The sequence below is a fragment of the Streptomyces sp. NBC_01237 genome (assembly GCF_035917275.1).
Classification (GTDB): Bacteria; Actinomycetota; Actinomycetes; order Streptomycetales; family Streptomycetaceae; genus Streptomyces.
In genome coordinates this window covers 693816-718331 of record NZ_CP108508.1, presented here as the reverse complement: position 1 = coordinate 718331, position 24516 = coordinate 693816, and the positions used below count along the sequence as shown (strand labels likewise).

The 24516-nt window shown below is 71.2% G+C and carries 19 protein-coding genes; 13 read left to right on the top strand and 6 right to left on the bottom strand.

Annotation, left to right across the window (positions count from 1 at the left end; translation table 11 throughout):
• Positions 1 to 62: 62 nt before the first annotated feature.
• From OG251_RS03300 to OG251_RS03290, 3 genes are all read right to left on the bottom strand, one after another.
• Positions 63 to 1133: a methyltransferase gene (locus OG251_RS03300; protein WP_326675525.1), complete on the bottom strand. Its 1071-nt coding sequence runs from the start codon at positions 1131 to 1133 to the stop codon at positions 63 to 65.
• Between the two features lie 35 nt (positions 1134 to 1168).
• Entirely contained in the window at positions 1169 to 2266 is a 1098-nt protein-coding gene (locus tag OG251_RS03295) for a right-handed parallel beta-helix repeat-containing protein (RefSeq protein WP_326675524.1), read from the bottom strand.
• Between the two features lie 143 nt (positions 2267 to 2409).
• Positions 2410 to 4038 (bottom strand): acyl-CoA synthetase, encoded by a 1629-nt coding sequence (locus tag OG251_RS03290; protein WP_326675523.1) that lies wholly within the window; start codon positions 4036 to 4038, stop codon positions 2410 to 2412.
• Between the two features lie 166 nt (positions 4039 to 4204).
• Between OG251_RS03290 and OG251_RS03285 the strand changes: the two genes are divergently transcribed.
• The 7 genes from OG251_RS03285 to OG251_RS03255 all read left to right on the top strand — a co-directional run bounded on the left by OG251_RS03285 (position 4205) and on the right by OG251_RS03255 (position 12294).
• Positions 4205 to 5005 (top strand): crotonase/enoyl-CoA hydratase family protein, encoded by an 801-nt coding sequence (locus OG251_RS03285; protein WP_326675522.1) that lies wholly within the window; start codon positions 4205 to 4207, stop codon positions 5003 to 5005.
• A 15-nt stretch (positions 5006 to 5020) separates the two neighbouring features.
• Entirely contained in the window at positions 5021 to 5977 is a 957-nt protein-coding gene (locus OG251_RS03280) for a Zn-ribbon domain-containing OB-fold protein (protein WP_326675520.1), read from the top strand.
• Positions 5978 to 7030, top strand: a complete 1053-nt coding sequence (locus tag OG251_RS03275; RefSeq protein ID WP_326675519.1) for a thiolase domain-containing protein — start codon at positions 5978 to 5980, stop codon at positions 7028 to 7030.
• Positions 7023 to 8189, top strand: coding sequence for a thiolase domain-containing protein (locus tag OG251_RS03270; RefSeq protein ID WP_326675517.1), 1167 nt, complete (start codon positions 7023 to 7025; stop codon positions 8187 to 8189). The genes OG251_RS03275 and OG251_RS03270 overlap by 8 nt, the downstream gene beginning before the upstream one ends.
• 240 nt (positions 8190 to 8429) lie before the next feature.
• Positions 8430 to 9023 carry a CGNR zinc finger domain-containing protein gene (locus tag OG251_RS03265; protein ID WP_326675515.1) on the top strand — a complete coding sequence of 198 codons (594 nt, stop codon included), beginning with the start codon at positions 8430 to 8432 and terminating at the stop codon, positions 9021 to 9023.
• 172 nt (positions 9024 to 9195) lie between these two features.
• Positions 9196 to 9696 (top strand): hypothetical protein, encoded by a 501-nt coding sequence (locus OG251_RS03260; RefSeq protein ID WP_073728595.1) that lies wholly within the window; start codon positions 9196 to 9198, stop codon positions 9694 to 9696.
• 201 nt (positions 9697 to 9897) lie between these two features.
• The gene (locus OG251_RS03255; protein ID WP_326675513.1) at positions 9898 to 12294 is read left to right on the top strand and encodes a glycoside hydrolase family 95 protein; all 2397 of its coding nucleotides are present in this window, start codon (positions 9898 to 9900) and stop codon (positions 12292 to 12294) included.
• On the opposite strand, the gene OG251_RS03250 is transcribed toward OG251_RS03255, so the two are convergent.
• Positions 12276 to 14495, bottom strand: coding sequence for a terpene synthase family protein (locus OG251_RS03250; protein ID WP_326675512.1), 2220 nt, complete (start codon positions 14493 to 14495; stop codon positions 12276 to 12278). The genes OG251_RS03255 and OG251_RS03250 overlap by 19 nt on opposite strands.
• A gap of 310 nt (positions 14496 to 14805) precedes the next feature.
• Between OG251_RS03250 and OG251_RS03245 the strand changes: the two genes are divergently transcribed.
• Positions 14806 to 16137 (top strand): N-acetylmuramoyl-L-alanine amidase, encoded by a 1332-nt coding sequence (locus tag OG251_RS03245; RefSeq protein WP_326675511.1) that lies wholly within the window; start codon positions 14806 to 14808, stop codon positions 16135 to 16137.
• Between the two features lie 150 nt (positions 16138 to 16287).
• On the opposite strand, the gene OG251_RS03240 is transcribed toward OG251_RS03245, so the two are convergent.
• Positions 16288 to 16980, bottom strand: a complete 693-nt coding sequence (locus OG251_RS03240) for a transglycosylase SLT domain-containing protein (RefSeq protein ID WP_326675510.1) — start codon at positions 16978 to 16980, stop codon at positions 16288 to 16290.
• 493 nt (positions 16981 to 17473) lie between these two features.
• Positions 17474 to 18664, bottom strand: coding sequence for an ROK family transcriptional regulator (locus tag OG251_RS03235; protein WP_326675509.1), 1191 nt, complete (start codon positions 18662 to 18664; stop codon positions 17474 to 17476).
• 165 nt (positions 18665 to 18829) lie between these two features.
• On the opposite strand from OG251_RS03235, the gene OG251_RS03230 reads away from it, so the two are divergent.
• From OG251_RS03230 to OG251_RS03210, 5 genes are read left to right on the top strand one after another with little or no spacing between them, the layout of a single operon-like run.
• Complete coding sequence (locus tag OG251_RS03230) at positions 18830 to 20317, top strand: sugar ABC transporter ATP-binding protein (RefSeq protein ID WP_326675508.1); 1488 nt, start codon at positions 18830 to 18832, stop codon at positions 20315 to 20317.
• Positions 20314 to 21333, top strand: a complete 1020-nt coding sequence (locus OG251_RS03225; RefSeq protein ID WP_326675507.1) for an ABC transporter permease — start codon at positions 20314 to 20316, stop codon at positions 21331 to 21333. Before OG251_RS03230 ends, OG251_RS03225 begins: the two co-directional genes overlap by 4 nt.
• Positions 21330 to 22340, top strand: coding sequence for an ABC transporter permease (locus OG251_RS03220; RefSeq protein WP_326675506.1), 1011 nt, complete (start codon positions 21330 to 21332; stop codon positions 22338 to 22340). The genes OG251_RS03225 and OG251_RS03220 overlap by 4 nt, the downstream gene beginning before the upstream one ends.
• Positions 22337 to 23551 carry a substrate-binding domain-containing protein gene (locus OG251_RS03215; protein ID WP_326675505.1) on the top strand — a complete coding sequence of 405 codons (1215 nt, stop codon included), beginning with the start codon at positions 22337 to 22339 and terminating at the stop codon, positions 23549 to 23551. The genes OG251_RS03220 and OG251_RS03215 overlap by 4 nt, the downstream gene beginning before the upstream one ends.
• The gene (locus tag OG251_RS03210) at positions 23548 to 24441 is read left to right on the top strand and encodes a sugar phosphate isomerase/epimerase family protein (protein ID WP_326675504.1); all 894 of its coding nucleotides are present in this window, start codon (positions 23548 to 23550) and stop codon (positions 24439 to 24441) included. The genes OG251_RS03215 and OG251_RS03210 overlap by 4 nt, the downstream gene beginning before the upstream one ends.
• Positions 24442 to 24516: the final 75 nt, after the last annotated feature.

Below are 24516 nucleotides of genomic sequence, written 5' to 3'. Positions count from 1 at the left end.
GAACGCCCCGGGTCCGGTGCCTGCACCGGACCCGGGGCGTTCCCGTGCGCCCGAGGGTGGTCTCACCCGGGGACGACGCACTCGAAGGCGTGCAGATACGCGTTGACCGGACGGATCTCACCGATGATCAGCCCGGCATCCGACATCCGGCCGACCAGACTGTCCCTGGAGTGCTTGGCGCCGCCGACATTGAGCAGCAGCAGCAGGTCCATGGCCGTGGTGAACCGCATGGAGGGGGTGTCGTCGACGAGGTTCTCGATGATCACGACCCGGGCGCCCGGTCTGGCCGCCGCGACCACGTTGCGCAGGGTCCTGCGGGTGCTCTCGTCGTCCCATTCGAGGATGTTCTTGATGATGTAGAGGTCGGCCTCGACGGGGATGCTCTCGCGGCAGTCACCGGCGACGATGTCCGCCCGGCCGGCGAGATCTCCGCCGTCGCGCAGCCGGTCGTCGGCCCTGGCCACCACACCGGGCAGATCGAGCAGGGTCCCGCGGACCTCCGGGTGCTTGTCCAGCAGACTCGCGAGCACATGGCCCTGGCCGCCGCCGATGTCGGCGACCACGGACACCCCCGTCAGGTCGAGGAGTTCGGCGACATCCAGCGCGGACTGCCTGCTGGACGTGGTCATGGCCCGGTTGAACACCTGGGCCGACTCGGCCGCGTCCTGGTGGAGGTAGTCGAAGAACCCCTTGCCGAACGCCTCGGGAAAGACGCTCGTGCCGGACCGTACGGCGTCGTCGAGCCGTGGCCAGACCTCCCAGGTCCAGGGCTCCGTGCACCACAGGGAGATGTACCGGAGGCTGTGGGGGTCGTCCTCGCGCAGCAGCCGGGACATGTCCGTGTGGACGAACGCCCCGTCCTCGGTCTCGCTGAAGATCCCGTAGCAGCACAGGGCGCGGAGCAGCCGTTGCAGCGGCAGGGTCTCGGTCTTCACCGCCTTCGCGAGTTCCGCCGCGGTGGTGGGCGATTCGCCGAGCGCGTCGGCGACGCCCAGCCGGGCGGCCGCGCGTACGGCCGCGGCGCAGGCGGCCCCGAAGGCGAGCTCCCTGAGCCGCATGGCCGGTGGCGGGACGGGGGCGGGGGGCGGCGCCTGGGCGGGGGTGGGCGCCGGGTTGGGGCTCACGGTGGTCATACCGCCTCGATTCTCCTGGTGCGGGGGGACACGCTTCAGCACATCCCCGCGGGTTCGGAAGTCCCGCACTCATTGCGGGTGAAGGTGTTGCCCGTCCCGGTGTCCCGGTTGGCGAGGTCGGCCGGCCGGTTGTCCCGCACCACGTTGTCGCTGATGCTGTTGTCGGTGTTCGGGGAGCCCACGAAGCTCTTGAACAGGACGATGCCGCCGGAGAGTGGTGTGGAGCCCACGTTGTCCTGGACCAGGTTGTTGCGCACGACGGTGCTCTCGCTGCCGGTGAGGACGATGCCGGTTCCCTGAATGGCCGACAGCCGGGGGGTCTCGGGGCAGAACTTGTTGTTCGCGACGATGCGGTTGTCCTGCACGGTCATCGCGCCGGCCTTGGGCTTCGACTCGTCGCCCACGACGAACACGCCGCTGCAGTTGCCGGTCATGGTGTTGTCGTCGATCGAGAGGTTCCTGACCCGCCGGGCGGTGACCCCGATGCGGTTGCCGGTCAGCCGGTTGTCCCGGATGTCCGTACCCAGCGTGTCGGTGGCCCCGTCCTCCTCGTCGACCGTGTTCGCGACGAAGATCCCGGCGTCGCCGTTGTCGCGGGCGGTGTTGCTCCGGAACGCGCCCCGGGTGGACCGCTCCTGGGCGATGCCCCAGGTGCCGTTCTTCTCGGTGGTCACCTTGTGGACGCTCAGGCGGTCGGTCCACGAGCCCCAGATGCCGCTCCTGTCGAAGCCCGAGACGGTCAGCGAGCGGATGTGGACACCGCCGACGGGCTTCGCCGACGTACCGATGACGCAGATGCCGTTGCCGCCCCCGGCACAGGCGTCGACGGTCGCCCCGGCCGCCTTCCCCGCAGTCTTCCCGGCCGTGGTCCCCGGCATGATCACGGTCCGGTCCCCGGACCCGGTCAGGGTCAGGTCCGGCGTCGTGATCAGCACGCTCTCCCGGTAGGTGCCGGGCAGGACGACGACGGTGTCGCCCGGCCGGGCGGCATCCACGGCCTGCTGGATCGACTCCCCGGGACGGACCACGAGGTGGTCGTGCGCGGTGGTCGCGGAGGAGGGGAGGGCCGTGGCCAGTCCCGTCGTGGTGATGACGGCCACGGCCGCCAGACATGTGATGTTTCTTGTCCTCATGAGCCGAAGCTATGGGGGATCAGCCCCCTCTGCCACACAGGGTGAGCGGATGGATACACGGGGTCCCTGAATGGCTTACTCCGGGGTCCGGCGCCCCCGCGGCCGAACGGGGGGTACGCGGGCCGTTCCGCTCCGCCGCCCGCTCAGCTCGGCGGCCCCGTGGGGGGCGCGACGACCGAGCGGGCCCACCGGTAGTCGGCCTTGCCGCTCGGTGAGCGCCGGATCCGGTCGGTGAAGACGGCGCTGCGGGGGATCTTGTAACCGGCCAGCCGGGTGCGGCAGTGCGCCTGCACCGCCGCCAGGTCCAGCGGACCGGCTCCCTCGCGCAGCTGGAGCACGGCCGCCACACGGTTGCCCCACCTCTCGTCGGGCACCCCGGCCACCAGTACGTCGTACACATCCGGATGGGCCTTGAGCGCCTGCTCGACCTCCTCCGGATAGACCTTCTCGCCCCCGGTGTTGATGCACTGCGAGCCGCGCCCGAGGACGGTGACGATGCCGTCCTCGTCGACGGTCGCCATGTCGCCGAGCAGCACCCACCGCTCCTCGCCCCGGCGGAAGAACGTCTCCGCGGTCTTCCCCGGGTCGTTGTAGTAGCCGAGCGGTACGTGCCCGCGCTGTGCGATCCGCCCCGGTTCACCAGGGGCCACCGGCTCGTACGTCGCCGGATCGACCACCTCCGTACGGGAGTTGACCCGGAGGCGGAATCCCCTGTCCGGGCCCGAATCGGCCGTCGCCGTGCCGTTGAAGCCGGACTCCGACGAGCCGAAGTTGTTGAGCAGCATCACCGTCGGCACCAAAGCCTGGAACTCCGCGCGCACCGAGTCCGACATGATCGCCCCGGAACTGGAGACGGAGAACATCGACGAGCAGTCCGTGCCCCTGAGCGGCCCCCTGAGCGAGTCGATCAACGGCCGCAGCATCGCGTCGCCGACCAGCGACACACTGGTGACCTTCTCCTTCTCGATCGTACGGAGCACCTCGTCGGGGACGAACTTGCGGTGGACGACGATCCGCTGGCCGAAGTTGAAGCCGATGAACGCGGTGAGCGTGGAGGTGCCGTGCATCAGCGGGGGAGTGGGGAAGAACGTGATCCCGTCGCCGCCCGCGGCCACCCGCTCCGCCAGCTCCTGCGGGGACTTCACCGGCTCACCGGTCGGCGCGCCGCCGCCGAGCCCGGAGAAGAACAGGTCCTCCTGGCGCCACATCACGCCCTTGGGCATGCCCGTCGTCCCACCGGTGTAGATGATGAACTGGTCGTCGCCCGAGCGCGGTGCGAACCCCCGGCCGGGGGACCCGGACGCCTCGGCGTCCGGGAACGCGACGGCTTCCGGCCCCGGGGAGCCCTCGGCGGATTCCCCCACCCGCACGAGATGGCGCAGCTTCCCGGCCTGCGGCGCGGCGATCGCGACCCGCTCGTCGAACTCGGCGTCGAAGACCAGGGCCGCCAGATCGGCATCGCGGTAGAGGTAGACCAACTCCTCCTCCACGTAGCGGTAGTTGACGTTGACCGGCACGATGCGGGCCTTGAGGCAGGCCAGTACCGTCTGGAGGTACTCGATGCCGTTGTAGAGGTGCAGGCCCAGGTGCTCACCGGGGCGGACGCCCGCTTCGGCCAGGTGGTGGGCGATCCGGTTGGCGGCGGCGTCCAGTTCCGCGTAGGTGAGCCGGCGCTCCGCGCCCGTGCCGGGATGGTCGACGTACACGAGCGCCTCGCGGTCCGGAACCACGTCGACGACCGACTCGAACAGGTCGGCAAGGTTGTACTCCACCGTTCCTCCTGACCCCGGGTGCTGAGTGACTCGGCGGTCATTAGAGCGCCGACCGGCACAAGTGGGAAGGGGCGCCGCCGAAGAAATCTGACTGACTGTCAGAAAACTATTGAACTGCGACCCCTCCTCCTGCAACCTGTTCTGGATCTGGAGACGGAGGCAGGCAATGGCTGGTACGGAACATCTCGGGATGCGGCGCGAAGGCGCCACGCTGGTGCTCACCTTGAACAGGCCGGAGGCCAAGAACGCACTCTCGCTGCCGATGCTGGTCGGGCTGTACGACGGCTGGCTCGCGGCGGACGAGGACGACTCGATCCGCTCCGTCGTGCTCACCGGCGCGGGCGGATCCTTCTGCGCCGGCATGGACCTCAAGGCCCTGGCGGGCGGGGGAATGGCGGGTGAGCAGTACCGGGACCGGCTGAAGGCCGACCCCGACCTGCACTGGAAGGCGATGCTGCGCCACCACCGCCCCCGCAAACCGGTGATCGCCGCCGTCGAGGGGCACTGTGTCGCCGGTGGCACCGAAATCCTCCAGGGCACCGATATCCGCGTCGCGGGCGCGGGCGCCACCTTCGGGCTCTTCGAGGTCCGGCGGGGGCTCTTCCCCATCGGCGGCTCGACCGTGCGGCTGCCGCGCCAGATCGCCCGTACCCACGCCCTGGAGATGCTCCTCACCGGCCGTCCGTACAGCGCGGAGGAAGCCGCCCGCATCGGGCTCGTGGGGCGGGTGGTGCCCGAGGGCACCGCGCTGGCGGCGGCCCTGGAGATCGCCGAGCGGATCAACGCCTGCGGACCGCTCGCCGTGGAAGCGGTCAAGGCCTCCGTCTACGAGAGCGCGGAGATGACCGAGACCGACGGCCTCGCGGCCGAACTCGCACGCGGCTGGCCGGTCTTCGACACCGCCGACGCCAAGGAGGGCGCCCGCGCCTTCGCCGAGAAGCGCCCGCCCGTCTACCGGCGCGCCTGAGCCAAGGAGACAACCGTGCCCGAAGTCCTCAGCGCACCGCTGGTGGTCGAATTCCCCTTCACCCGCTCGCTCGGCCCCGTGCAGAGCGCCTTCCTCACCGGACTGCGTGAGCGGACCGTGCTGGGCGTACGGACCGGCGACGGAAAGGTCCTCGTCCCACCCGTCGAGTACGACCCCGTCACCGCCGAGGAGATCCGCGACCTCGTCGAGGTCGCCGCCACCGGCACCGTCACCACCTGGGCCTGGAACCCGGCGCCCCGCCGCGACCAGCCCCTGGACACCCCCTTCGCCTGGGTCCTCGTCCGGCTCGACGGCGCCGACACCGCGCTGCTCCATGTCCTCGACGCCCCGGGACCCGAGGCCGTGCGCACCGGGATGCGGGTCCGCGTCCGCTGGGCGGCCGACCGGACCGGCGCGATCACCGACATCGCCTGCTTCGAACCGTACGAGGGCGACGCGGACGGCAGCCGGCCGGCCCCGCACAGCGGCGAGTTCACCGACCCGGTCACCACGATCGTCACTCCGGCCCGCCTCGACTACACCTACACCCCGGGCCGGGCCCAGACCGCCTACATCAACGCCCTCGCCGAACGGCGCACCGTCGGCGAGCGCTGCCCCTCCTGCCGCAAGGTGTACGTCCCGCCCCGCGGGGCCTGCCCCACCTGCGGCGTGGCCACCGCGGAGCCGGTCGAGGTCGGCCCGCGCGGCACCGTCACCACGTACTGCGTCGTGAACATCAAGGCCGCGCACACCGCGAACCTCGGCATCGAAGTCCCTTACGTCTACGCCCACATCGCCCTCGACGGCGCCGACCTCGCCCTGCACGGACGGATCGGCGGCATCCCGTACGACCAGGTGCGGATGGGCCTGCGCGTCGAGCCCGTCTGGACCGAGGGCGGCCGCTACCCCGATCACTACCGGCCCACCGGAGAGCCCGACGCCGACTACGACACGTACAAGGAGCTGCTGTAGATGCGAGACGTGGCGATCGTCGCCTTCGCGCAGACCGGCCACCGGCGGCGCACCGACGAACTCTCCGAAGTCGACATGCTGATGCCCGTCCTCCACCAGGTGCTCGGCGAGACCGGTCTGAAGGCGCGCGACATCGGCTTCACCTGCTCGGGCTCCAGCGACTACCTCGCGGGCCGGGCCTTCTCCTTCACCATGGCGCTGGACGGCGTCGGCGCCCATCCGCCGATCTCCGAGTCGCATGTGGAGATGGACGGCGCCTGGGCCCTGTACGAGGCCTGGGTGAAACTCCAGACCGGCGAGGCCGACACGGCCCTGGTCTACGCGTACGGCAAGTCCTCGCCCGGCGAGGTCCGCGACGTCCTGACCCGGCAGCTCGACCCGTACTACGTCGCACCGCTCTGGCCGGACTCCGTGGCCCTGGCCGCCCTCCAGGCCCAGGCACTCATCGACACGGGCGCCGCCGACGAGGCGGCCCTCGCCGAGGTCGCCGCCCGCAGCCGCACCGACGCGGCGGCCAACCCGTACGCCCAGCTCACCGGCGACGTCCCGGCGGGCGACTACCTCGTGCGGCCCCTGCGGACCGGCGACTGCCCGCCCGTCGGCGACGGAGCCGCGGCCGTGGTCCTCGCCGTCGGGGACACCGCCCGCGCCCTGTGTGCCCGCCCCGCCTGGATCCGGGGCATCGACCACCGCATCGAGGCCCACGGCCTCGGCGTCCGGGATCTGACCGACTCCCCCTCCACCCGGCTCGCCGCCGAACGTGCGGGGGCCTTCGAACGCCCCGTCGACACCGCCGAGCTGCACGCACCCTTCACCTCCCAGGAAGTCGTGCTCCGTACGGCCCTGGGGCTGGGGGACGAGGTCAGCGTGAACCCCTCGGGCGGTGCGCTCGCCGCCAACCCGGTGATGGCCGCCGGTCTCGTCCGGCTCGGTGAGGCCGCCGCCCGCATCCACCGCGGCGAGTCCGACCGGGCCCTCGCCCACGCCACCTCCGGACCCTGCCTGCAACAGAACCTGGTCGCCGTCCTGGAAGGGGAGAGCGCTCATGCCTAAGGAGCCCGTCGCCGTCGTCGGTATCGGCCAGACCAAGCACGTCTCCGCCCGGCACGACGTCTCCATCGCCGGACTCGTCCGTGAGGCCGCCGTAGCCGCCCTCGCCGACGCAGGTCTGACCTGGGCGGACATCGACGCCGTCGTCATCGGCAAGGCTCCCGACTTCTTCGAGGGGGTGATGATGCCGGAGCTCTATCTCGCCGACGCACTCGGCGCCGTGGGCAAACCGATGCTCCGCGTCCACACCGCCGGATCCGTCGGCGGATCGACCGCCCTCATCGCCGCCAACCTGGTGGCCGCCCGTGTCCACCGGACCGTACTGACCCTCGCGTTCGAGAAACAGTCCGAGTCCAACGCCATGTGGGGCCTCTCCCTGCCCATCCCCTTCCAGCAGCCACTGCTGGCCGGCGCGGGCGGCTTCTTCGCCCCGCACGTGCGCGCCTACATGCGCCGCAGCGGCGCCCCCGACACGGTCGGTTCCCTGGTCGCGTACAAGGACCGGCGCAACGCCCTCAAGAACCCGTACGCGCACATCCACGACCCCGGCATCACCCTGGAGAAGGTCCAGGCCGCCCCGATGCTCTGGGACCCCATCCGCTACTCCGAGACCTGCCCGTCCTCCGACGGCGCCTGCGCCATGATCCTCACCGACCGCGGCGGCGCGGCCCGTTCGCCGCACCCGCCCGCGTGGGTGCACGGCGGAGCCATGCGCAGCGAACCGACGCTCTTCGCGGGCAAGGACTTCGTCTCGCCGCAGGCGGGCAAGGACTGTGCCGCCGATGTGTACCGCCAGGCCGGGATCACCGACCCGCGCCGGGAGATCGACGCCGCGGAGATCTATGTGCCGTTCTCCTGGTACGAACCGATGTGGCTGGAGAACCTCGGGTTCGCCGACGAGGGGGAGGGCTGGAAACTCACCGAGTCCGGCGCCACCGAACTCGACGGAGACCTTCCCGTGAACCCCTCGGGCGGAGTCCTGTCCACCAACCCCATCGGGGCGTCCGGCATGATCCGTTTCGCCGAGGCGGCCCTGCAGGTACGTGGCCGGGCGGGCGAACACCAGGTGCCGGGGGCCGCCAAGGCGCTGGGCCACGCCTACGGCGGCGGGGCGCAGTTCTTCTCGATGTGGCTCGTCGGATCACAGCCGCCCGCCGGGTGAGACCGGGCGCCCAGGCGGGGCGGGCGGGGGCGGCCGTCGCCGCGCTCTTCCGCCCCGCTGCCGCCCCGCCCCCGAAGCCCTCGAAGTCCGCAGCAGCCGACGCGGCCCGCCCGTTCGGTCCCACTCCCGAACGAATGAATCCACGAACGGGCGAATCCACGAACGAGGGAATCCCGAACGGGGACCCCCCGAACGGAAACCCCCCGAACTAATGGGTGAACGCGAAGTTACCATTAGCCCATGTCCGACACCCGGATCGCCCTCGATCTCGCCCTCACCGTCCGCCACGACGGACCGGGCGGCGTCGGCGACGGTCTGCGCACCGCCGCGGACCTCACCCGATGGCTGCACCGCCACCCCGGTCTCCTCGACGCGGCATGGGAGGCCGACGATCGGGCGCTGGCCGCCGTACGGTCGCTGCGCGCCGCGGTCCGGGCACTCCTGGCGCACGCCGTACGCCCGGGTGCCCCCAGCCCCGCCGACGCGGGACGGCTCCTCCCCCTCACCGAGGCCCTCGCACGGCTCAACGCCACGGCCGCGGCCGTTCCCACCGTGCCCGTGCTGGTGTGGCCGGAGGCCGGTGAACCCGCCGCCGACGACCGTCCGGCCACCGGCGATGGCGCCGGCGCGGACCTTCCTGCCGCGGCTCTCGCCCGCGCCGCCATCCGCTTTCTGGCGGGTCCGGACCGGGCCGCCCTGCGTGCCTGCCAGGCGCCGAGATGCGTGCGCTACTTCGTCAAGGAGCACCCCCGCCAGGAATGGTGCGAGCCGTCCTGCGGCAACCGGGCACGGGTGGCCCGCCACCACGAGCGGCACCGCACGCCCCCCTCGTAGCGTCGCGCGCGGGGCGGCGAGCCGGGCCGTCCGGTCCCGCGGCATGCCCTCGCGGCCGGGGACCGGACCCGGCCCGACCGCCGTCGGCCGGGCGGGAGCGCCCGTCCTTCGCGGGCCGCCGTCCGCACGGGCCCGGCTCCGCAACGTGAGCCGGGACACGTAACATGTCCGCATGTCCTTCCTCCGTCGCCGTAGCGCCGCCACACCCGCGGGCCCGGACTTCGATGTCCTGGCCATGGACCCGGGGGACTGGCCCGGAAACCTCGGCGCCGGTCTGCTCCCCGCACCCGACGGGAGCTGTCAGGGCGTCTTCCTCCGCTACGACCTGTACGGCGGACGCGGCCCGGCCATGATCATCGGGAACCTCCCGACGGGCTCTCCCGCCCGTGAGACCGAGGAGGGCCAGGTGCCCTTCGAGGTGGCGCAGCTGCTGCTCGCCCTGGAGAACGACGAGCCGATCGAGGTGACGAGCACCGAGGACGTCCCGGTCATGCAGGGGGACAATCTGCTGATCGTCCGGCGGGTCAAGCTCTCGGAGAGCCGTATCGCCTGCGTGCAGTTCGACCGCAGTGACGGCGTGCTCGTCACCATCGCCAGCTGGGACCGGCCGATCACCGACGATCTGTACGCCCTGCTGAAGCCGCTGCCCGCGGAGCTGTTCCAGCAAGGCTGAAACGTCACTGCTGAGGCCGCCCGCATCGCGTCGGGCGGCCTTCCGCTTTTCCCCGCCCCCGCTTTTCCCGATTCGCCGGGTTCCCCGGCCCCGTGTCCGTATCCCCGGCCACTTCCGTCCACGCGCCCGTGACCTCCGTCCAAGGGGTCATTTCGTTCGGTCTCTTGCCGCGTAGTCGTCGGACCTTTACGGTGCGGTGACATGACATCCGGGATGACGCGACGCACCACAGTGAAGACGGCGGTCGGCGTAACAGGCGCCCTGGCCCTAGGAGTTCCGGCCCTCTCCGGAACAGCGGCAGCAGCCGTTACCTCCGATGAATCGCCGGATGCGGTGCACCATGACGCATCGGCGGAACTGCCCGCACCGACCCTCTGGTACAGCACCCCCGCCGCGGGCTGGGAGCGGGAGTCGCTCCCCATCGGCGGTGGCGCGCTCGGCGCGAGCGTCTTCGGGACGCTCGCCACCGAACGCCTCACCTTCAACGAGAAGACCCTGTGGACCGGCGGCCCCGGGTCGACGCAGGGATACGACTTCGGCAACTGGACCGCCGCCAGGCCCGACGCCCTCACCGGCGTCCAGGAGCGCCTCGACCGGGACGGCTCGCTCGGCCCCGACGATGTCGCCACCGAGCTGGGCCAGGCGCGCCGCGGCTACGGCGCCTACCAGGTCTTCGGTGATCTGCTGCTCGACCTGCGGGACGCCCCGGCCGCGCCGGACACCTCCTACCGGCGCGCACTCGACCTCTCCACCGCCCTCGCCACCGTCAGCTACACCCACCAGGAGACCCACCACACTCGGGAGTTCTTCGCCTCCCACCCCGGCCGGGTCCTGGCCGGGCGGCTCACGGCCGACCGGCCGGGACAGGTCGCCCTCACCCTTCGCTACACCTCGCCGCGCAGCGACTTCACCGCCACCGCCGCCGGGGACCGGCTCACCGTCCGGGGCGCCCTCCAGGACAACGGGCTGCGCTTCGAGGCCCAGATCCGGGTCCGTACCAGCGGTGGGAGCGTCACCGCCGGGGCGGACGGGACCCTCACCGTGACCGGCGCCGACAGCGCCTGGTTCGTCCTCGCCGCCGGGACCGACTACACGGACCGCTATCCCGCCTACCGGGGCGAGGACCCGCACCGGGCCGTCACCCAAGCGGTCGACGCCGCGGCCGGGACCTCGTACGAGAAGCTGCGCGAGGACCACGTCCGTGACCACCGGACCCTCTTCGACCGGGTCGCCCTCGACATCGGCCAGCGGCTGCCCGACGTCCCCACCGACCGGCTGCTCACCGCCTACACCGGCGGGGCCGGCCCGTCGGACCGGGCCCTGGAAGCGCTCTTCTTCCAGTACGGCCGCTATCTGCTCATCGCCTCCTCGCGGGCCGGATCACTGCCCGCCAACCTCCAGGGCGTCTGGAACGACTCCACCAGCCCGCCGTGGTCCGCCGACTACCACACCAACATCAATCTCCAGATGAACTACTGGCCCGCCGAGGTCACCAACCTCGCCGAGACCACGGCGCCGTACGACCGCTATATCGAGGCGATGCGGGAGCCGGGCCGCAGGACCGCCGAGGAGATGTTCGGCACGGCCGGCTGGGTGGTGCACAACGAGACCAACCCGTACGGCTTCACCGGAGTGCACGACTGGTCCACCGCCTTCTGGTTCCCCGAGGCGGCCGCCTGGCTCACCCAGCAGATGTACGAGCACTACCGGTTCAGCGGCTCCACCGACTACCTGCGCTCCACCGCGTACCCGGTGATGAAGGAAGCCGCCGAATTCTGGCTGGCCAACCTGCGCACCGACCCGCGCGACGGACAGCTCGTCGTCACCCCCAGCTACTCGCCCGAGCACGGAGACTTCACCGCCGGGGCCGCGATGTCCCAGCAGATCGTCCATGACCTCCTCACCAGCACCCTGGAGGCGGCCAGGACCCTCGGCGACGCACGCGCCTTCCGCAGCAGACTGGAAAGCACACTCGACCGGCTCGACCCCGGACTGCGGATCGGCTCCTGGGGGCAGCTCCAGGAGTGGAAGGAGGACCTCGACAGCCGGACGGACGACCACCGTCATGTCTCCCACCTCTTCGCCCTGCACCCGGGGCGGCAGATCGAACCCGGCACCGAGTGGGCCGAGGCGGCCAAGGTCTCCCTGGGCGCGCGCGGCGACGGCGGCACCGGCTGGTCCAAGGCGTGGAAGATCAACTTCTGGTCGCGGCTGCGGGACGGCGACCACGCGCACCGGATGCTCGCCGAACAGCTGAAGAGCTCGACCCTGCCCAACCTCTGGGACACCCACCCGCCGTTCCAGATCGACGGCAACTTCGGCGCCACATCCGGCATCGCCGAAATGCTGGTCCAGAGCCAGTACGGAGCGGTGGAGATCCTGCCCGCGCTGCCCGCGGCCTGGCCGGACGGTTCGGTCCGGGGCCTGCGGGCGCGCGGCGGCGTCACCGTCGACATCACCTGGGCGGGCGGAGAGCCCACCCGGATCGTCGTCACCGCGAGCCGCACCGGTGAACTGACCCTGCGCAGCGGCCTGTTCACCGGTGGTGAGAAGAAGATGAAGGCCCGGGCGGGCGGACGCTACGTGTTCACGGGCTGAGGCATCAGCACGGAGATCACCCTGGCGGCCGAAGTGCCGATCCCCGTGGGGCCGTTGAGGTGCCACGGGGCTCCGCCGGTACCCGACCGCAGGTCCGCCTCGCCGTAGCGGACGCATTCGCGGTGCCAGTTCAGAATCCCGGCCAGCCAGTTCTGCAGATCGAGCACATAGGTGTCCAGGATCTCCCTGGCATCGGCATCGAGTGCGAAGTCGTCGTAGAGGAGAGGTAGTTCGTGTTCGATGACATGCTCGAACTGCCGCAGTCGGCCCTGCATCAGCTCATGCACCATGGATACGGCCGTCGGGTAGTTGACCCCGAAGAAGTTCTGCACGACCAGGACGCAGTTGTGCACCTCGCCCTCGTACTCGATCTCCTTCTGGTAGGAGAAGAGGTCGTTCAGCAGCGTCGCGTAATCGACCGCGGCGTTCTCCAGGGAGCGGATCGGTCCGCTGCGGTAGACATCGGCGGGCACCCGGTCACCGTGCGACAGCCGGCTCAGCCGCATCGTCATGTCCGCGCCGAACGTGAACCGCCGCATCTCGATGTAGTCGACCGGGTCCGGAACGCGGTTCTGCGCCTGGTTGGCCAGCTCCCAGAGCCAGCTGTCCAGCATGTCGTCCACCGCCTTGCGGAACGTGCGCCGCGAAGCCTCGTCCATCGGCCCCGCCGTGCGCGCCCACAGGTCGGCGAGCCCGCGCTCCATGGCGTCGGTGGGCTCGGGAACGGGCTTCCCGTCCAGCGGCATGAACGACCGGAGCCGCTCGTTGGCCGCCCATGCCCCGGCCAGGTCGCGGGCCCGTCCGTAGATCACCGGATAGAGGTCGTCGCCGTACGTGCCCCACGTCAGCCAGTTCGACGACAGGTCCAGCTCCTCCGGTGTCGCGTCCGGATCGATGCCGGCCGAGCAGAGCGGCAGATCGATGTTGCGGGCCCGGCGCTCGTCCCAGACATGCGATCCGGGCCGGCCCGGCAAGGGGCCGAGCATGCCCATCCGCCGGGCCCACTCGATGTTCCGGTTCCGGGCGCCCGCCAGATGCGGACTCAGCGTGAGGGGGTACGGGAGGCCGAAGTCGGGAAGCAGGGAGGGGCCGACATGCTGGAACGGCACATGGGTATGGCTGCGCCGGCGCGCAACCTCCGCCCGGGGAGTGAGGCGGATGGACGCGGCGGCCATGCCCCAGCCGGAATCGGCGGGCCCGGCCGGAACCCCGCCGCCGTTCATGTAGCGGCTGGAGCGCATGTGCCACTCGTGCCCGCCGGACTGCCAGTCCTGGAGCCCCTTGGTGTACGCGAACACGGCGGCGGCCTCGGTGGGCGTGAGCCCCTTCTCGGCGCAGAGCGGGCCGACTTCGGTGAGCGCCGTGTTCTCGAACTGCTGGAGCCGTGAGGTCAGCAGGTCGTTCACGGCCTCGGCCGCCTCCTGCGTGGTGCACCCGAGGAAGGTCTCAAGGACCAGCACACCGTTGCTGTTCTCCTTCTCGTCCTCGACCTCGCGCTGGTACGAGAAGAGGTCGTTGCGCAGATGCACCGCGTCCGAGAAGGCGTCCCGCAACACTCCGAGCGGCCGTGATCCGGCCACCGAGGCCGGGACCTCCGCATCCGCCGCGAACTCCACCAGGCCCGCCGACCAGGGCGCGCCGCCGACCTTCCGGCGCATCTCGATGTACTCGACGGGGTTGGCGATCCGCCCCTCGTCCATGTTGGAGAGCTCCCACAGGGACTCGTTCAGCAGATGCTCGGTGTTCTCGGCGAACCGGGCCCGCCATGCGCCCGACATGGACGGCACGGTACGCGCCCACAGGTCGGCGAGCCCCGCCTCGACGGGATTCTCCGGCTCCGGCATACCGTCGGTGAGGTCCATGGGCATGAAGGCGGGCAGCCGGTCCAGGTAGCGTTTCCCGCCCTCCCGGTCCAGCGTCCGTTTGTAGGTCTCCAGGAAATGGTCGTCGAAGAAGAACACCCACACATACCAGTCGGTCACCAGCGACAACGCCTCGGCGGAGCAGTCGGGGTGGGTGTACGCGCACAGCAGCGCGTAGTCGTGCGCCTCCAGGTCCTTCTCCTCCCAGATGCCGGAACCCTCCAGCATCCGCATCCCGTGTGCCCACTCACGGGTGTGACGTCGTGCCTCCTCCAGATGAGGGTTGAGCCGTGCCGGATACGGAACATAGAAGTCCGGCAGAGAGAAGGGCTGTGCCATGGTGCGTCCGGCCTTTCGGAGATTTCCGCGCGGCGCCCGCACGGACCGTTGGTGTCCGCGCCAGCACTACCCCTCGGCCGTCCGGGGCACGCACAGCGGCAATTAGTCAGATAAACGCGGATGGGTGGCGAGTGCGGGAAACCGCAGGTAGGAGCAGTCGTCAGTGGTCTGGTCCAGTGGCTCATCGAGCCTTCTCCCCGGCACTCTTGACGCGCTATCACCTCACGTCACAGAGTGTGCGCCCATAACGAGGAACACGGACATCACCCAGGGAACGGCTCCTGTACGACCAGCTCCAGGAAGGGTTGTCATGACGTCCAGGCGGAGGACCAGACTCGCGCTCGCCCTGACCGCGGCCGGTGCGCTGAGCGCCGCCCTGCTCGCCCCCGCGGCGCAGGCCGGGGCGGACGGGGTGCGGCCCGAGTGTCCGCGCTCTCTCGACTGCGACTGGGTCCCGGCGGCCTATCAGCAGACCGGGGACCCGGCCGACAAGGAGACGTACGGCAACTACGACACCGCCGACCGGCCGCACAGCAACAAGATCAAGTTCATCGTCCTCCACGACACCGAAGTGGACTTCGACACCACTCTGAAGATCTTCCAGAACCCGCTGAACAAGACCTCCGCCCACTATGTGGTGCGCTCGTCCGACGGCCATGTCACGCAGATGGTCAAGAACAAGGATGTCGCCTGGCAGGCGGGCAACTGGTACCTCAACACCCACTCCATCGGCATCGAGCAGGAGGGCTTCGCCGCCGAGGGCGCCAAGTGGTACACGCCCCAGATGTACCGCGCGACGGCGAAACTCGTCCGCCACCTCGCCGCGCGCTACGGCATCCCGCTGGACCGGCAGCACATCATCGGCCACGACGGCGTCCCGCCCACCAGCGCCTCCGGGACCAAGAACATGCACTGGGACCCGGGCCCGTACTGGGACTGGAACCGCTTCATGGCGCTGCTCGGCGGGCCCACCGCGCCGGCCGCTCCCGGGGGCGCCGAACTCGTCACGGTCAGCGCGGACTTCAAGCGGAACAAGCAGGCGTTCCGTGACTGCGAGAAGGGCCTCGACCTGCCGCGCCAGGGGAGCAGCGCCGTCCCCCTGCACACCGGGCCCTCCACCGGCTCCCCGCTCTTCGCCGATCCGGGCCTGCATCCCGACGGCGCGCCGGGCACCAACTGCGCCGCCGACTGGGGCAGCAAGATCAGCGCCACCCAGCAGGCGGTCGTCGCGGACCGGGCCCCGGGCTGGACCGCGATCTGGTGGTACGGCGAGAAGGCATGGCTGCGGACCCCGGATCGCGCGCGGGTCATCACACCGACGGCCGGCCACGTCGTGAAGCCGAAGGCGGGCAGGGCGGAGGTGCCGGTGTACGGGGTGGCGTACCCGGAGAAGTCCGAATATCCGGCCGACCACACGGCGCCGGCCGTCGGCAGTCCGCTGGTCTACACGATCAAGAAGGGCCAGGCGTTCCCGGGCGGTGGCGAGGCGCCCACCGGGTACTTCTACGCGCCGACGATCGACTTCTCGAAGCCCTACGACCACACGTACTTCGCGGGCGGCCGGAAGTATGTGACGGTCCAGATCGGACACCGGATCGGCTTCGTGCGGGCCTCGGACGTGGATGTGGTCCGGGTGCGGTGACGCACGGCGGCGACGCGGGTCGGGTGCGCGGCGGTGAGGTCTGCCGCAGGGAGGAAGACGCGGGGAGGTGCGCGGCGGGGGAGCCTGCCGCGGGAGGCCCGTGGTGCGGCGGGGCGGAGTGGTCCCCGCCCGCCGCGCGTCGGACGGTGCTCAGTAGGCGGAGTCGACGTTGTCGATCGAGCCGTAGCGGTCCGCGGCGTAGTTGGCCGCGGCGGTGATGTTGGCGACGGGGTCGGTGAGCTTCTTCGGCGTACCACTGACGTGGTAGGTGTCGAAGGTGGGCTGGATCACCTGGAGGAGCCCCTTGGAGGGGATGCCGTTGCGGGCGTTGATGTCCCAGTCGTTGACCGCGTGCGGGTTGCCGCTGGACTCGCGCATGATGTTGCGGTGCAGCCCCTCGTAGGTGCCGGGGATGCCCTTCGACTTCATGATGTCGAGCGACTCGCGTATCCAGCCGTCCAGGTTGTTCTTGTACTGCTTGGGCGCGGGGGCGGCCTTGCGGACGGTGGAGCGGTTGGCGCTCTGCTCGGACTCGTGAGCCTTCAGGACGGCGGCCTTCGCGGCCTGCGACTTCGCGGCCGCGGCCTTCCGTGCGGCCGCGTCCTTGGCCACCGCGTCCTTGAGTATCGCGTCCTTGGTCAGCCGGGTGTCGGCTCCGGGGATTCCGGTGGACCCGGCCGCCTTGACGGCGATGGGCGCGTGCGCTGCCGCGGGCTGCGCATCGCTCGACTCACCGGTGGCGGCGAGCGCGGTGACGGAACCGGCCGCGACGAGCACGGCGGCGGTGAGCTTCTGCGAACGGTTGACGCGGATGGTGTTGCGGAGGGTGCTGAGGCGAGGCATGCGGGAGCTCTTCCGGTGGGGGACGGGCGTGGCGGCCTTCGGCGGCGCGGGGTGCAGGAACCGATGGCCCGACCTCGTTCGCCGGATGGCGTGGGTCGCAGGCTCGTTCTCGGTGCTTGCCGGGATCCATGGTTAACGGGCTGAGCAACGGGAGGCAATGACCCCCTTTACTAACCTTCATCGTGAGATAGCGCGGAATACCCCATTTGACGGCCCAGTGCGCCGGGAATGAGAGGGATGCGCCTACTACCGACCGTCGTATGTGACCCAGGTCCTGTGGTGGGCTTCACCCGGCGGCGCCCGGAAGGGCGCGTCGGCGTGGCGCTCGGTCATCGGGCGTTCACCGGGCGTGGAAGGCGTGACAGGAGGGGATCGCCGCGGAAAGGCGGCTGAGGGGGGGCGTACGGCCGCGCGAGGGCCGTGGAAGGGCTGGAGGAAGCTGCGTCAGGGCGATCCGGAAGGCGCGCCTGCCGCGCTCGGAGGCCGAGGCCCGTCAGCGCCCCGCGACCTCCCGGTCCACCTGCTCCACCGACAGCGCGTGCTCGATCGCCAGGATCCCCGCCCCGACCGCCGCCGCGTTCTCGCCCGTCCGGCTGGGCTCGATCCGCAGGACATGCGTGGCCAGCGGGTGCGAGCGCCGGTACACCGCCTCGCGCACCCCCGCGAGCAGCTGGTCGTGCACGGCGGCCAGCGCACCGCCCAGCACCACCGTGTCCGGGTTGAAGAAGTTCACCAGTCCGGCCAGTACCTCGCCCACCGCCCGGCCCGCCTCGCGCACCATCCGTACCGCGTCACGGTTGCCGGACTTCACCAGCCGCACCACATCGCTGCCCGAAGCGGCCTCCAGCCCGAGACCGGCCAGCTTCGCCGCCAGGGACGCACCGCCCGCGACGGCCTCCAGACAGCCCGAGTTGCCGCACCGGCAGGGGTCGTCCAGCTCCGCGACCCGGATGTGGCCGATGTCGCCCGCGCAGCCCTGCGCCCCCCGGTGCAGCAGGCCGTCGGAGACTATCCCGCAGCCGATGCCCGTACCGACCTTGATGTACAGCAGATAGCGGCAGTCGGGGAACGCCCGCCGCTGTTCGGCCAGCGCCATCACGTTCACGTCGTTGTCGACGAGCGCCCGCACCCCGAACCGGGCGGCGAAGAACTCCGGGATCGGATACTGGTGCCACCCCGGCATGATCGGCGGATCGACCGGGCGCCCCGTGGAGAACTCCACCGGTCCCGGCACCCCGACCCCGATCGACCGCAGGGTCGCGGGCTCGCGCCCCGCCTCCTTGAGGAGTGTGTGCAGCGTCCGTTCCACATGGCGCAGTACGGAGTCGGGCCCGTCCCCGATCGACAGGGGATCCTCCTGGGCCGCGAGCATCGTGCCGCCGATGTCCATCAGCGCCACCCGGCAGTGCGAGGCCCCCAGGTCCACTCCCGCCACCGCATGCCCGGCCGTCCTGAGCGCCAGCCTGCGCGGTGGCCGGCCACCCGTCGAGCCACCGTCCGCGTCCTCGTCCACGAAGCCGTGCCCGATCAGCGCGTCCACCCGCTGGGAGACCGTCGAGCGGGCCAGACCGGTGATCCGCGCGATGTCCGCACGGGTCGCCGCCGCCCCCGAACTGATCAGGGCGAGCACCTCGCCGGGTGAGTTCGAGGCGTTCGAGGAGGGGCGAGCCGACGGCGAAGGCATAGCAGTCACCTTAGGGACGACTTCTGCTGCTCACAAGGCGTCAGATGTTCGGTCGTCGCCATAAGTCCGGTCCAACTCCCCAGAAACTAAAGCGGTTTGGAGCCTTGACAGGTCAAAGGTGCATCACGACTCTGCTCTGCAGACCGCTTACCGAGGAGCCAGTCGATGCTGACGATGCAGGGCGTGTCCAAGAGCTTTCTCGGGGTCCGTGTGCTCCACGACGTGGGGCTCGACCTCGAAGCCGGAGAAGTGCATGCCCTCGTGGGCGAGAACGGTGCGGGCAAATCCACCCTGATGAAGATCCTCACGGGCGAGCACAGACCCGACACCGGCACCATCACCATCGACGGCACCCCGCATTCCTTCAGTCACCCCGCGCAGGCTCAGGCCGCCGGGATCGGCATCATCCACCAGGAGTTCGCGCTGCTCGCGCACCGCACCGTCGCCGAGAACGTCTTCCTCGGCCGCGAACCCACCCGCCGCGGCCTCGTCGACCGCCGCGCCATGGAGCGGCGCACGGCCGAACTCCTGGCCCGCATCGACGAGACCGGCATCACCCCGCGCACCCCCGTCCATGAACTGTCGGTGGCCCGTCGGCAGACCGTCGAGATCGTCAAGGCCCTGGCCTCCGACGTCCGGGTCCTGGTCATGGACGAGCCCACGGCCCCGCTCGCCGACCACGAGGTCGGACAACTCTCCGCCCTGGTACGGCGGCTGGCCGCCGACGGGCTCGGCATCCTCTACATCTCCCACCGATTACCCGAGGTCTTCGACCTCTCCCATCGCGTCACCGTCCTCAAGGACGGTCGCCGGGTCACCACCCTCTCCACCCGCGACACCGACCCCGACACCGTCGTACGGGCCATGGTCGGCCGCGAACTCGGCGCCTACTACCCGCCCCGCGCCCGCCCCGAGGAGCTGGGGGCGACCGCCCTCACCGTCAGCGGTGGCGCCAACTCCCGTATCTCCGGCATCGATCTGACCCTCCGCGCCGGCGAGGTCGTCGGCATCGCAGGGCTTCAGGGCTCCGGCCGCACCTCCCTGGCCCGCGCCCTGTTCGGCGCCGCCCCCTTCACCACCGGCACCATGACCGTGGCCGGTGAGCCCCTGCGTCCGGCCCGCCCGCGCGAGGCCATCAGGGCCGGGATCGCCCTGGTCACCGAGGACCGCAAGGAGGAGGGGCTCGCCCTGCGCCAGTCCGTCCGGGACAACGCCCTGCTCGTCACCCGTGCCGTACACACCCGCGGCGGACCGCCCGCGGGCCGCGAGGTCACCGCCCTGCTGGAACGCGTACGCCTGCACGCCCGCGGCGAGGACCAGCAGGTCCAGTACCTCTCCGGCGGCAACCAGCAGAAGGTCGTCATCGCCAAATGGCTCGCCGCACGCCCACGGGTGCTGCTCTTCGACGAGCCGACGCGAGGGGTCGACGTCGGTGCCAAGGCCGCCATCCACACCCTCGTACGGGAATTGGCGCGCGAGGGACTCGCCGTACTGATCATCTCCTCCGAACTGCCCGAGCTGATCGGCATGAGCGACCGCCTCCTCGTCATGTCCGAGGGCCGCCTCGCCGGTGAACTGCCCGCCGGGTCGTCGGAGGAGGCCATCATGCGCGTCGCCACCGGCGGCGACCGGCCGCGGGAGGACGCCGCATGACCGCGCTCCGGACCGGGTCCCGGCCACCGGCGCACCGCACCGGGCCGAAACCGCCCGCCGGGCTGCGCCTCACCGGCCCCGTCGCCGGGGTCTGGCTCGCCGCGCTCGGCGTCACCGTACTGGGCTGGATCGTCGTCGCCGCCCGCGGCGGGGACTTCCTCACCGTCACCAACACCGTGGCGATCCTGCAGAACTGCGTGGCCCTCGGCCTCGTCGCCGTCGGCCAGTCCCTCGTCATCCTCACCGGCTCGCTCGACCTCTCGGTCGCCTACCTCATCAGCCTCGGCACCCTCGTCGCCGCCGAGACCATGCGCGGCGGCGGCGTGCTGATCGCGATCCTGGCCGTGCTCGCCCTGTCCGCCGCCGTCGGGCTCGCCAACGGTCTGATCGTCACCGGACTCAAGGTCAACGCGTTCATCGCCACCCTCGGCACCGCCTTCATCCTGCGCGGCTGGATCGAGGACAACTACACCGGGCCCGCGGGCGAGGTCCCCGACTCCTTCCAGCGCCTCGGCTACGACCGCGTCGGACCCGTCCCGGTCTCCCTCTTCCTGCTCCTCGCCGTCGCCCTCGCCCTCTGGCTCGTCATGCGCCGCACCCGCCTGGGCCACCACATGTACGCCACCGGCGGCGACGAGCACGCCGCCCGCCTCTCCGGAGTCCGCACCCGCCGCACCGTCGTCGCCGCCCACATCCTGTGCTCGCTCTGCGTCGGCGCCGCCGCGCTCTTCCTCGCCGCCCGGCTCGGCGCCGGAGCCCCCTGGGCCGGCACCGAGGCGCGCTACGACCTGGAGTCCATCGCCGCCGTGGTCCTCGGCGGCACCGCACTCGCCGGCGGCCGCGGGGGAGTGGCGGGCACCCTCGGCGGTGTCCTCGTCCTCGCCGTGCTCGACAGCGTCTTCAACCAGCTCGCCGTCGACCCGTTCTTCAAGAACGTCGTCCGAGGCGTCGTCATCATCGCGGCCGTCGCCCTGTACGCCCGGCGCCGCCGCCACCCGCAGGGGAGGACCGCATGACCACCGCAGTCAAGGCCCCGCCCACCGGCCGCCGCGTCCTGCGCGCCCTCGGCACCGGCACCCCCGTCTGCCTGCTGCTCGCCGCACTCCTGGTGGCCCTCGCCCTCACCGACCCCGGGTTCTACGAACCGGACCGCTTCCTCGCCTTCGTCAAGCGCGCGGCGCCTCTCGTCATCCTTGCCGCAGGCCAGTATCCGGTCATCGTCTGCGGCGAGTTCGACCTGTCCGTCGGAGCGGTCGTCACCGCCGGGGTGGTTGTCGCCGCCGAACTGTACGCCGCCTTCCCCGCCGCACCCTGGCCCCTGGTCACCGCCGTCCTGCTGCTCGCCGGGGCGCTGGCCGGACTCGTCAGCGGACTGATCACCACGTTGCTCAGGGTGCCCTCCTTCATCACCACGCTCGGCATGATGCTGATCCTCGAAGGGGCCGTCTTCTTCTGGACGGGCGGCTCCCCGCAGGGTGTTCTGCCCACCGCGTTCCGGCAGCTCGGCCGGGGAACCGCGTTCGGATGGCTGCCCTGGGCCGTGCTCGCCTGCCTCACGGCCGGAGCGCTCGCCGTGGCACTCATGCGCTCCGACTTCGGCCGTACCCTGCTCGCCACCGGGGACAGCGAACGGACCGCGGCGCTCTCCGGTGTACGGGTCGCCCGCGTCCGCACCATCGCCTTCGTCCTCTCCGGCGTCGCGGCGGCACTCGCCGCCGTACTCGTCGGCGGCTTCTCCGGAGTCTCCGCGCAGGCGGGCCGCGGCTACGAGTTCGAGGCGATCACCGCCGTCGTCCTCGGCGGGGTCGTGCTCGGCGGCGGCCGGGGCTCCGTCGTCGGGGCGATGGCCGGCGCGTTCTCCCTCCAGGCCCTGTTCACCCTGCTCAACCTCCAGGGCGTCTCCGGCGCCCTGGAGTCGACCGTGCAAGGCGTCATCGTCATCGCCGCCGTCGCACTCGGCGCGGCCGACCGGTCCCGGCCGCGCCGCCGCCGTACCCCATCCCCGGGAGGGACATCCACATGAGTACGCGACCTACCCGGCACGCCCGCCTCTGCGTCACCGCGGTGCTCGGTGCCGCCCTCCTCGCCGGCTGTACGAGCGATGTGCCCCCCGATACGCCGGCCGCCGGATCGAGCGGCCCCACGGACGGCTCGGGCACCGGCGAGCAGTCGGCGTTCTTCGACCGGGCCGAGTACGACCGGCAGCTCGCTCTCGGCAAGGAGAGGGCCCAGGGCCCGGCGGACCGGCCCTGGGAACAGATGCTCCGGCCGGAGCTCGTCGACACCGCGCGGTACCGGAAGAAGGGCTCCGGCGGCCTGCACCTGTGCTTCTCCAACGCGGGGGTGTTCAACCCCTGGCGGCAGGTCGGACTGAAGAACATGCGGGCCGAGGTCGCGCTCCACGAGGAGATCACCGACTTCACCGTCCTGGACGCCCAGGGCAAGGACGACAAACAGATCTCCGACATCCAGGAACTCACCGGCCGGGGCTGCGACGCCCTGATCGTCTCCCCGAACACCACCGCCACCCTCACCCCCGCCGTGAAGCAGGCCTGCGCGAAGCTGCCCGTCATCGTCTTCGACCGCGGCGTGGAGACGGACTGCGCGGTCACCTTCATCAACCCCATCGGCGGCTACGGATACGGGGCGGCCGCCGCCGGCTTCCTGGTGGAGAAGGTCAAGCCGAAGGGCAAGGTCCTGGCCCTGCGGATCTCGCCGGGCGTCGACGTGCTGGAGACCCGCTGGTCGGCGGCGAAGCTCGCCTTCGACCGGAGCGGACTCGACGTCGTGGACGTGAAGTTCACCGACGGCGACCCGGCCAGGACCAAGTCGATCGTCACCGACGCCCTCACCCGGCACGGCGGCATCGACGGCGTGTGGATGGACTCCGGCGCGACCGCGGTCGCCGCCGTGGAGGCGTTCGAGGACGCGGGCAAGGACGTGCCGCCGATCACCGGTGAGGACCAGCAGGACTTCCTCCAGGTGTGGAAGGACAAGAAGCTCACCGCCGTCGCCCCCTCGTACCCGACCTTCCAGTGGCGTACGCCCGTGATCGCCGCGCTGAGGATCCTCAGGGGCGAGCGGGTTCCCCGGGAGTGGAAGCTGCCGCAGCCCACCGTCACCCAGGACACCCTCGACCAGTACCTCCAACCCGGTATGCCCCCGCTGCACTACGCGATGTGCGGTTGCGAGAACATGCCCGGCTTCCCGGAGAAGTGGGGTGGCAAGAAGTGAGCCCGGCTTCCCCGCCGCTCGGCGCGAACCCATGGATCTGGCACTCCCCGGTGACGTACGAAGCACTCGGCGACGTCCTGCCGCGCCTGTCCGCGTGGGGCTTCGACTGTGTCGAGATCCCGCTGGAGAACGAACGGGACTGGTCACCCGCATCGGTGGGCAGACTGCTCGACGCCTCCGGGCTCGCCCCCGCCGCGGTGATCGCGGTCATGCCGCCCGACCGCGATCTCGTCCACACCGCCCCGCGGACCGTCCAGGTCACCCAGGACTATCTGCGCCGCTGTATCGACGCCGCCCACGCGCTGCGCGCCCCCACCGTCGCCGGGCCCGTCTATACGGCGGTCGGCCGCACCTGGCGCCTGGACCGCCACGAACGCCGCGCGGCCTACGAGGAGCTGCGCGAGAACCTCGCCCCGGTCGTCGACCACGCCCGAGCCGCCGGGGTGCGCATCGCGGTCGAACCCCTCAACCGCTACGAGACAAGTCTGCTCAACACCGTCGAGCAGACCCTCGACGCACTGACCGGGCTCCCCGAGGACACCATCGGCCTGGCGCTGGACACCTACCACCAGAACATCGAGGAGCGGTCCCTGCCCGCCGCCGTGCGGCGCGCCGCGGGCCGCATCGTCCATGTGCAGGTGTGCGCCAACGACCGGGGCACACCCGGCGCCGACTGCCTCGACTGGCCGGGCTTCCTCACCGCGCTCGTCACCGCCGGGTACCGGGGGCCGCTGTGCATCGAGTCGTTCACCGCTCACAACGACGCCATCGCGGTCGCCGCCTCCGTCTGGCGGCCGCTCGCCGCCACCCAGGACACCATCGCGACCGAGGGACTGGCCTTCCTGCGTGATGCCCTCGCTGCCCTGGACCGGCCCCCGGCCGCCCCCTGACCGGACCAATCGCCGCCGCACCCCGCCCGCTCCCCGCCGCACCGCGCCCCCCGCTCGCCCACCCGCCGAGAGAGG

Bases quoted from the DNA above. Each gene is read 5' to 3' on its own strand.
- OG251_RS03300 (WP_326675525.1), bottom strand. From the start codon at position 1,133: ATGACCACCGTGAGCCCCAACCCGGCGCCCACCCCCGCCCAGGCGCCG.
- OG251_RS03295 (WP_326675524.1), bottom strand. From the start codon at position 2,266: ATGAGGACAAGAAACATCACATGTCTGGCGGCCGTGGCCGTCATCACC.
- OG251_RS03285 (WP_326675522.1), top strand. From the start codon at position 4,205: ATGGCTGGTACGGAACATCTCGGGATGCGGCGCGAAGGCGCCACGCTG.
- OG251_RS03275 (WP_326675519.1), top strand. From the start codon at position 5,978: ATGCGAGACGTGGCGATCGTCGCCTTCGCGCAGACCGGCCACCGGCGG.
- OG251_RS03270 (WP_326675517.1), top strand. From the start codon at position 7,023: ATGCCTAAGGAGCCCGTCGCCGTCGTCGGTATCGGCCAGACCAAGCAC.
- OG251_RS03265 (WP_326675515.1), top strand. From the start codon at position 8,430: ATGTCCGACACCCGGATCGCCCTCGATCTCGCCCTCACCGTCCGCCAC.
- OG251_RS03260 (WP_073728595.1), top strand. From the start codon at position 9,196: ATGTCCTTCCTCCGTCGCCGTAGCGCCGCCACACCCGCGGGCCCGGAC.
- OG251_RS03255 (WP_326675513.1), top strand. From the start codon at position 9,898: ATGACATCCGGGATGACGCGACGCACCACAGTGAAGACGGCGGTCGGC.
- OG251_RS03250 (WP_326675512.1), bottom strand. From the start codon at position 14,495: ATGGCACAGCCCTTCTCTCTGCCGGACTTCTATGTTCCGTATCCGGCA.
- OG251_RS03245 (WP_326675511.1), top strand. From the start codon at position 14,806: ATGACGTCCAGGCGGAGGACCAGACTCGCGCTCGCCCTGACCGCGGCC.
- OG251_RS03240 (WP_326675510.1), bottom strand. From the start codon at position 16,980: ATGCCTCGCCTCAGCACCCTCCGCAACACCATCCGCGTCAACCGTTCG.
- OG251_RS03235 (WP_326675509.1), bottom strand. From the start codon at position 18,664: ATGCCTTCGCCGTCGGCTCGCCCCTCCTCGAACGCCTCGAACTCACCC.
- OG251_RS03230 (WP_326675508.1), top strand. From the start codon at position 18,830: ATGCTGACGATGCAGGGCGTGTCCAAGAGCTTTCTCGGGGTCCGTGTG.
- OG251_RS03225 (WP_326675507.1), top strand. From the start codon at position 20,314: ATGACCGCGCTCCGGACCGGGTCCCGGCCACCGGCGCACCGCACCGGG.
- OG251_RS03220 (WP_326675506.1), top strand. From the start codon at position 21,330: ATGACCACCGCAGTCAAGGCCCCGCCCACCGGCCGCCGCGTCCTGCGC.
- OG251_RS03215 (WP_326675505.1), top strand. From the start codon at position 22,337: ATGAGTACGCGACCTACCCGGCACGCCCGCCTCTGCGTCACCGCGGTG.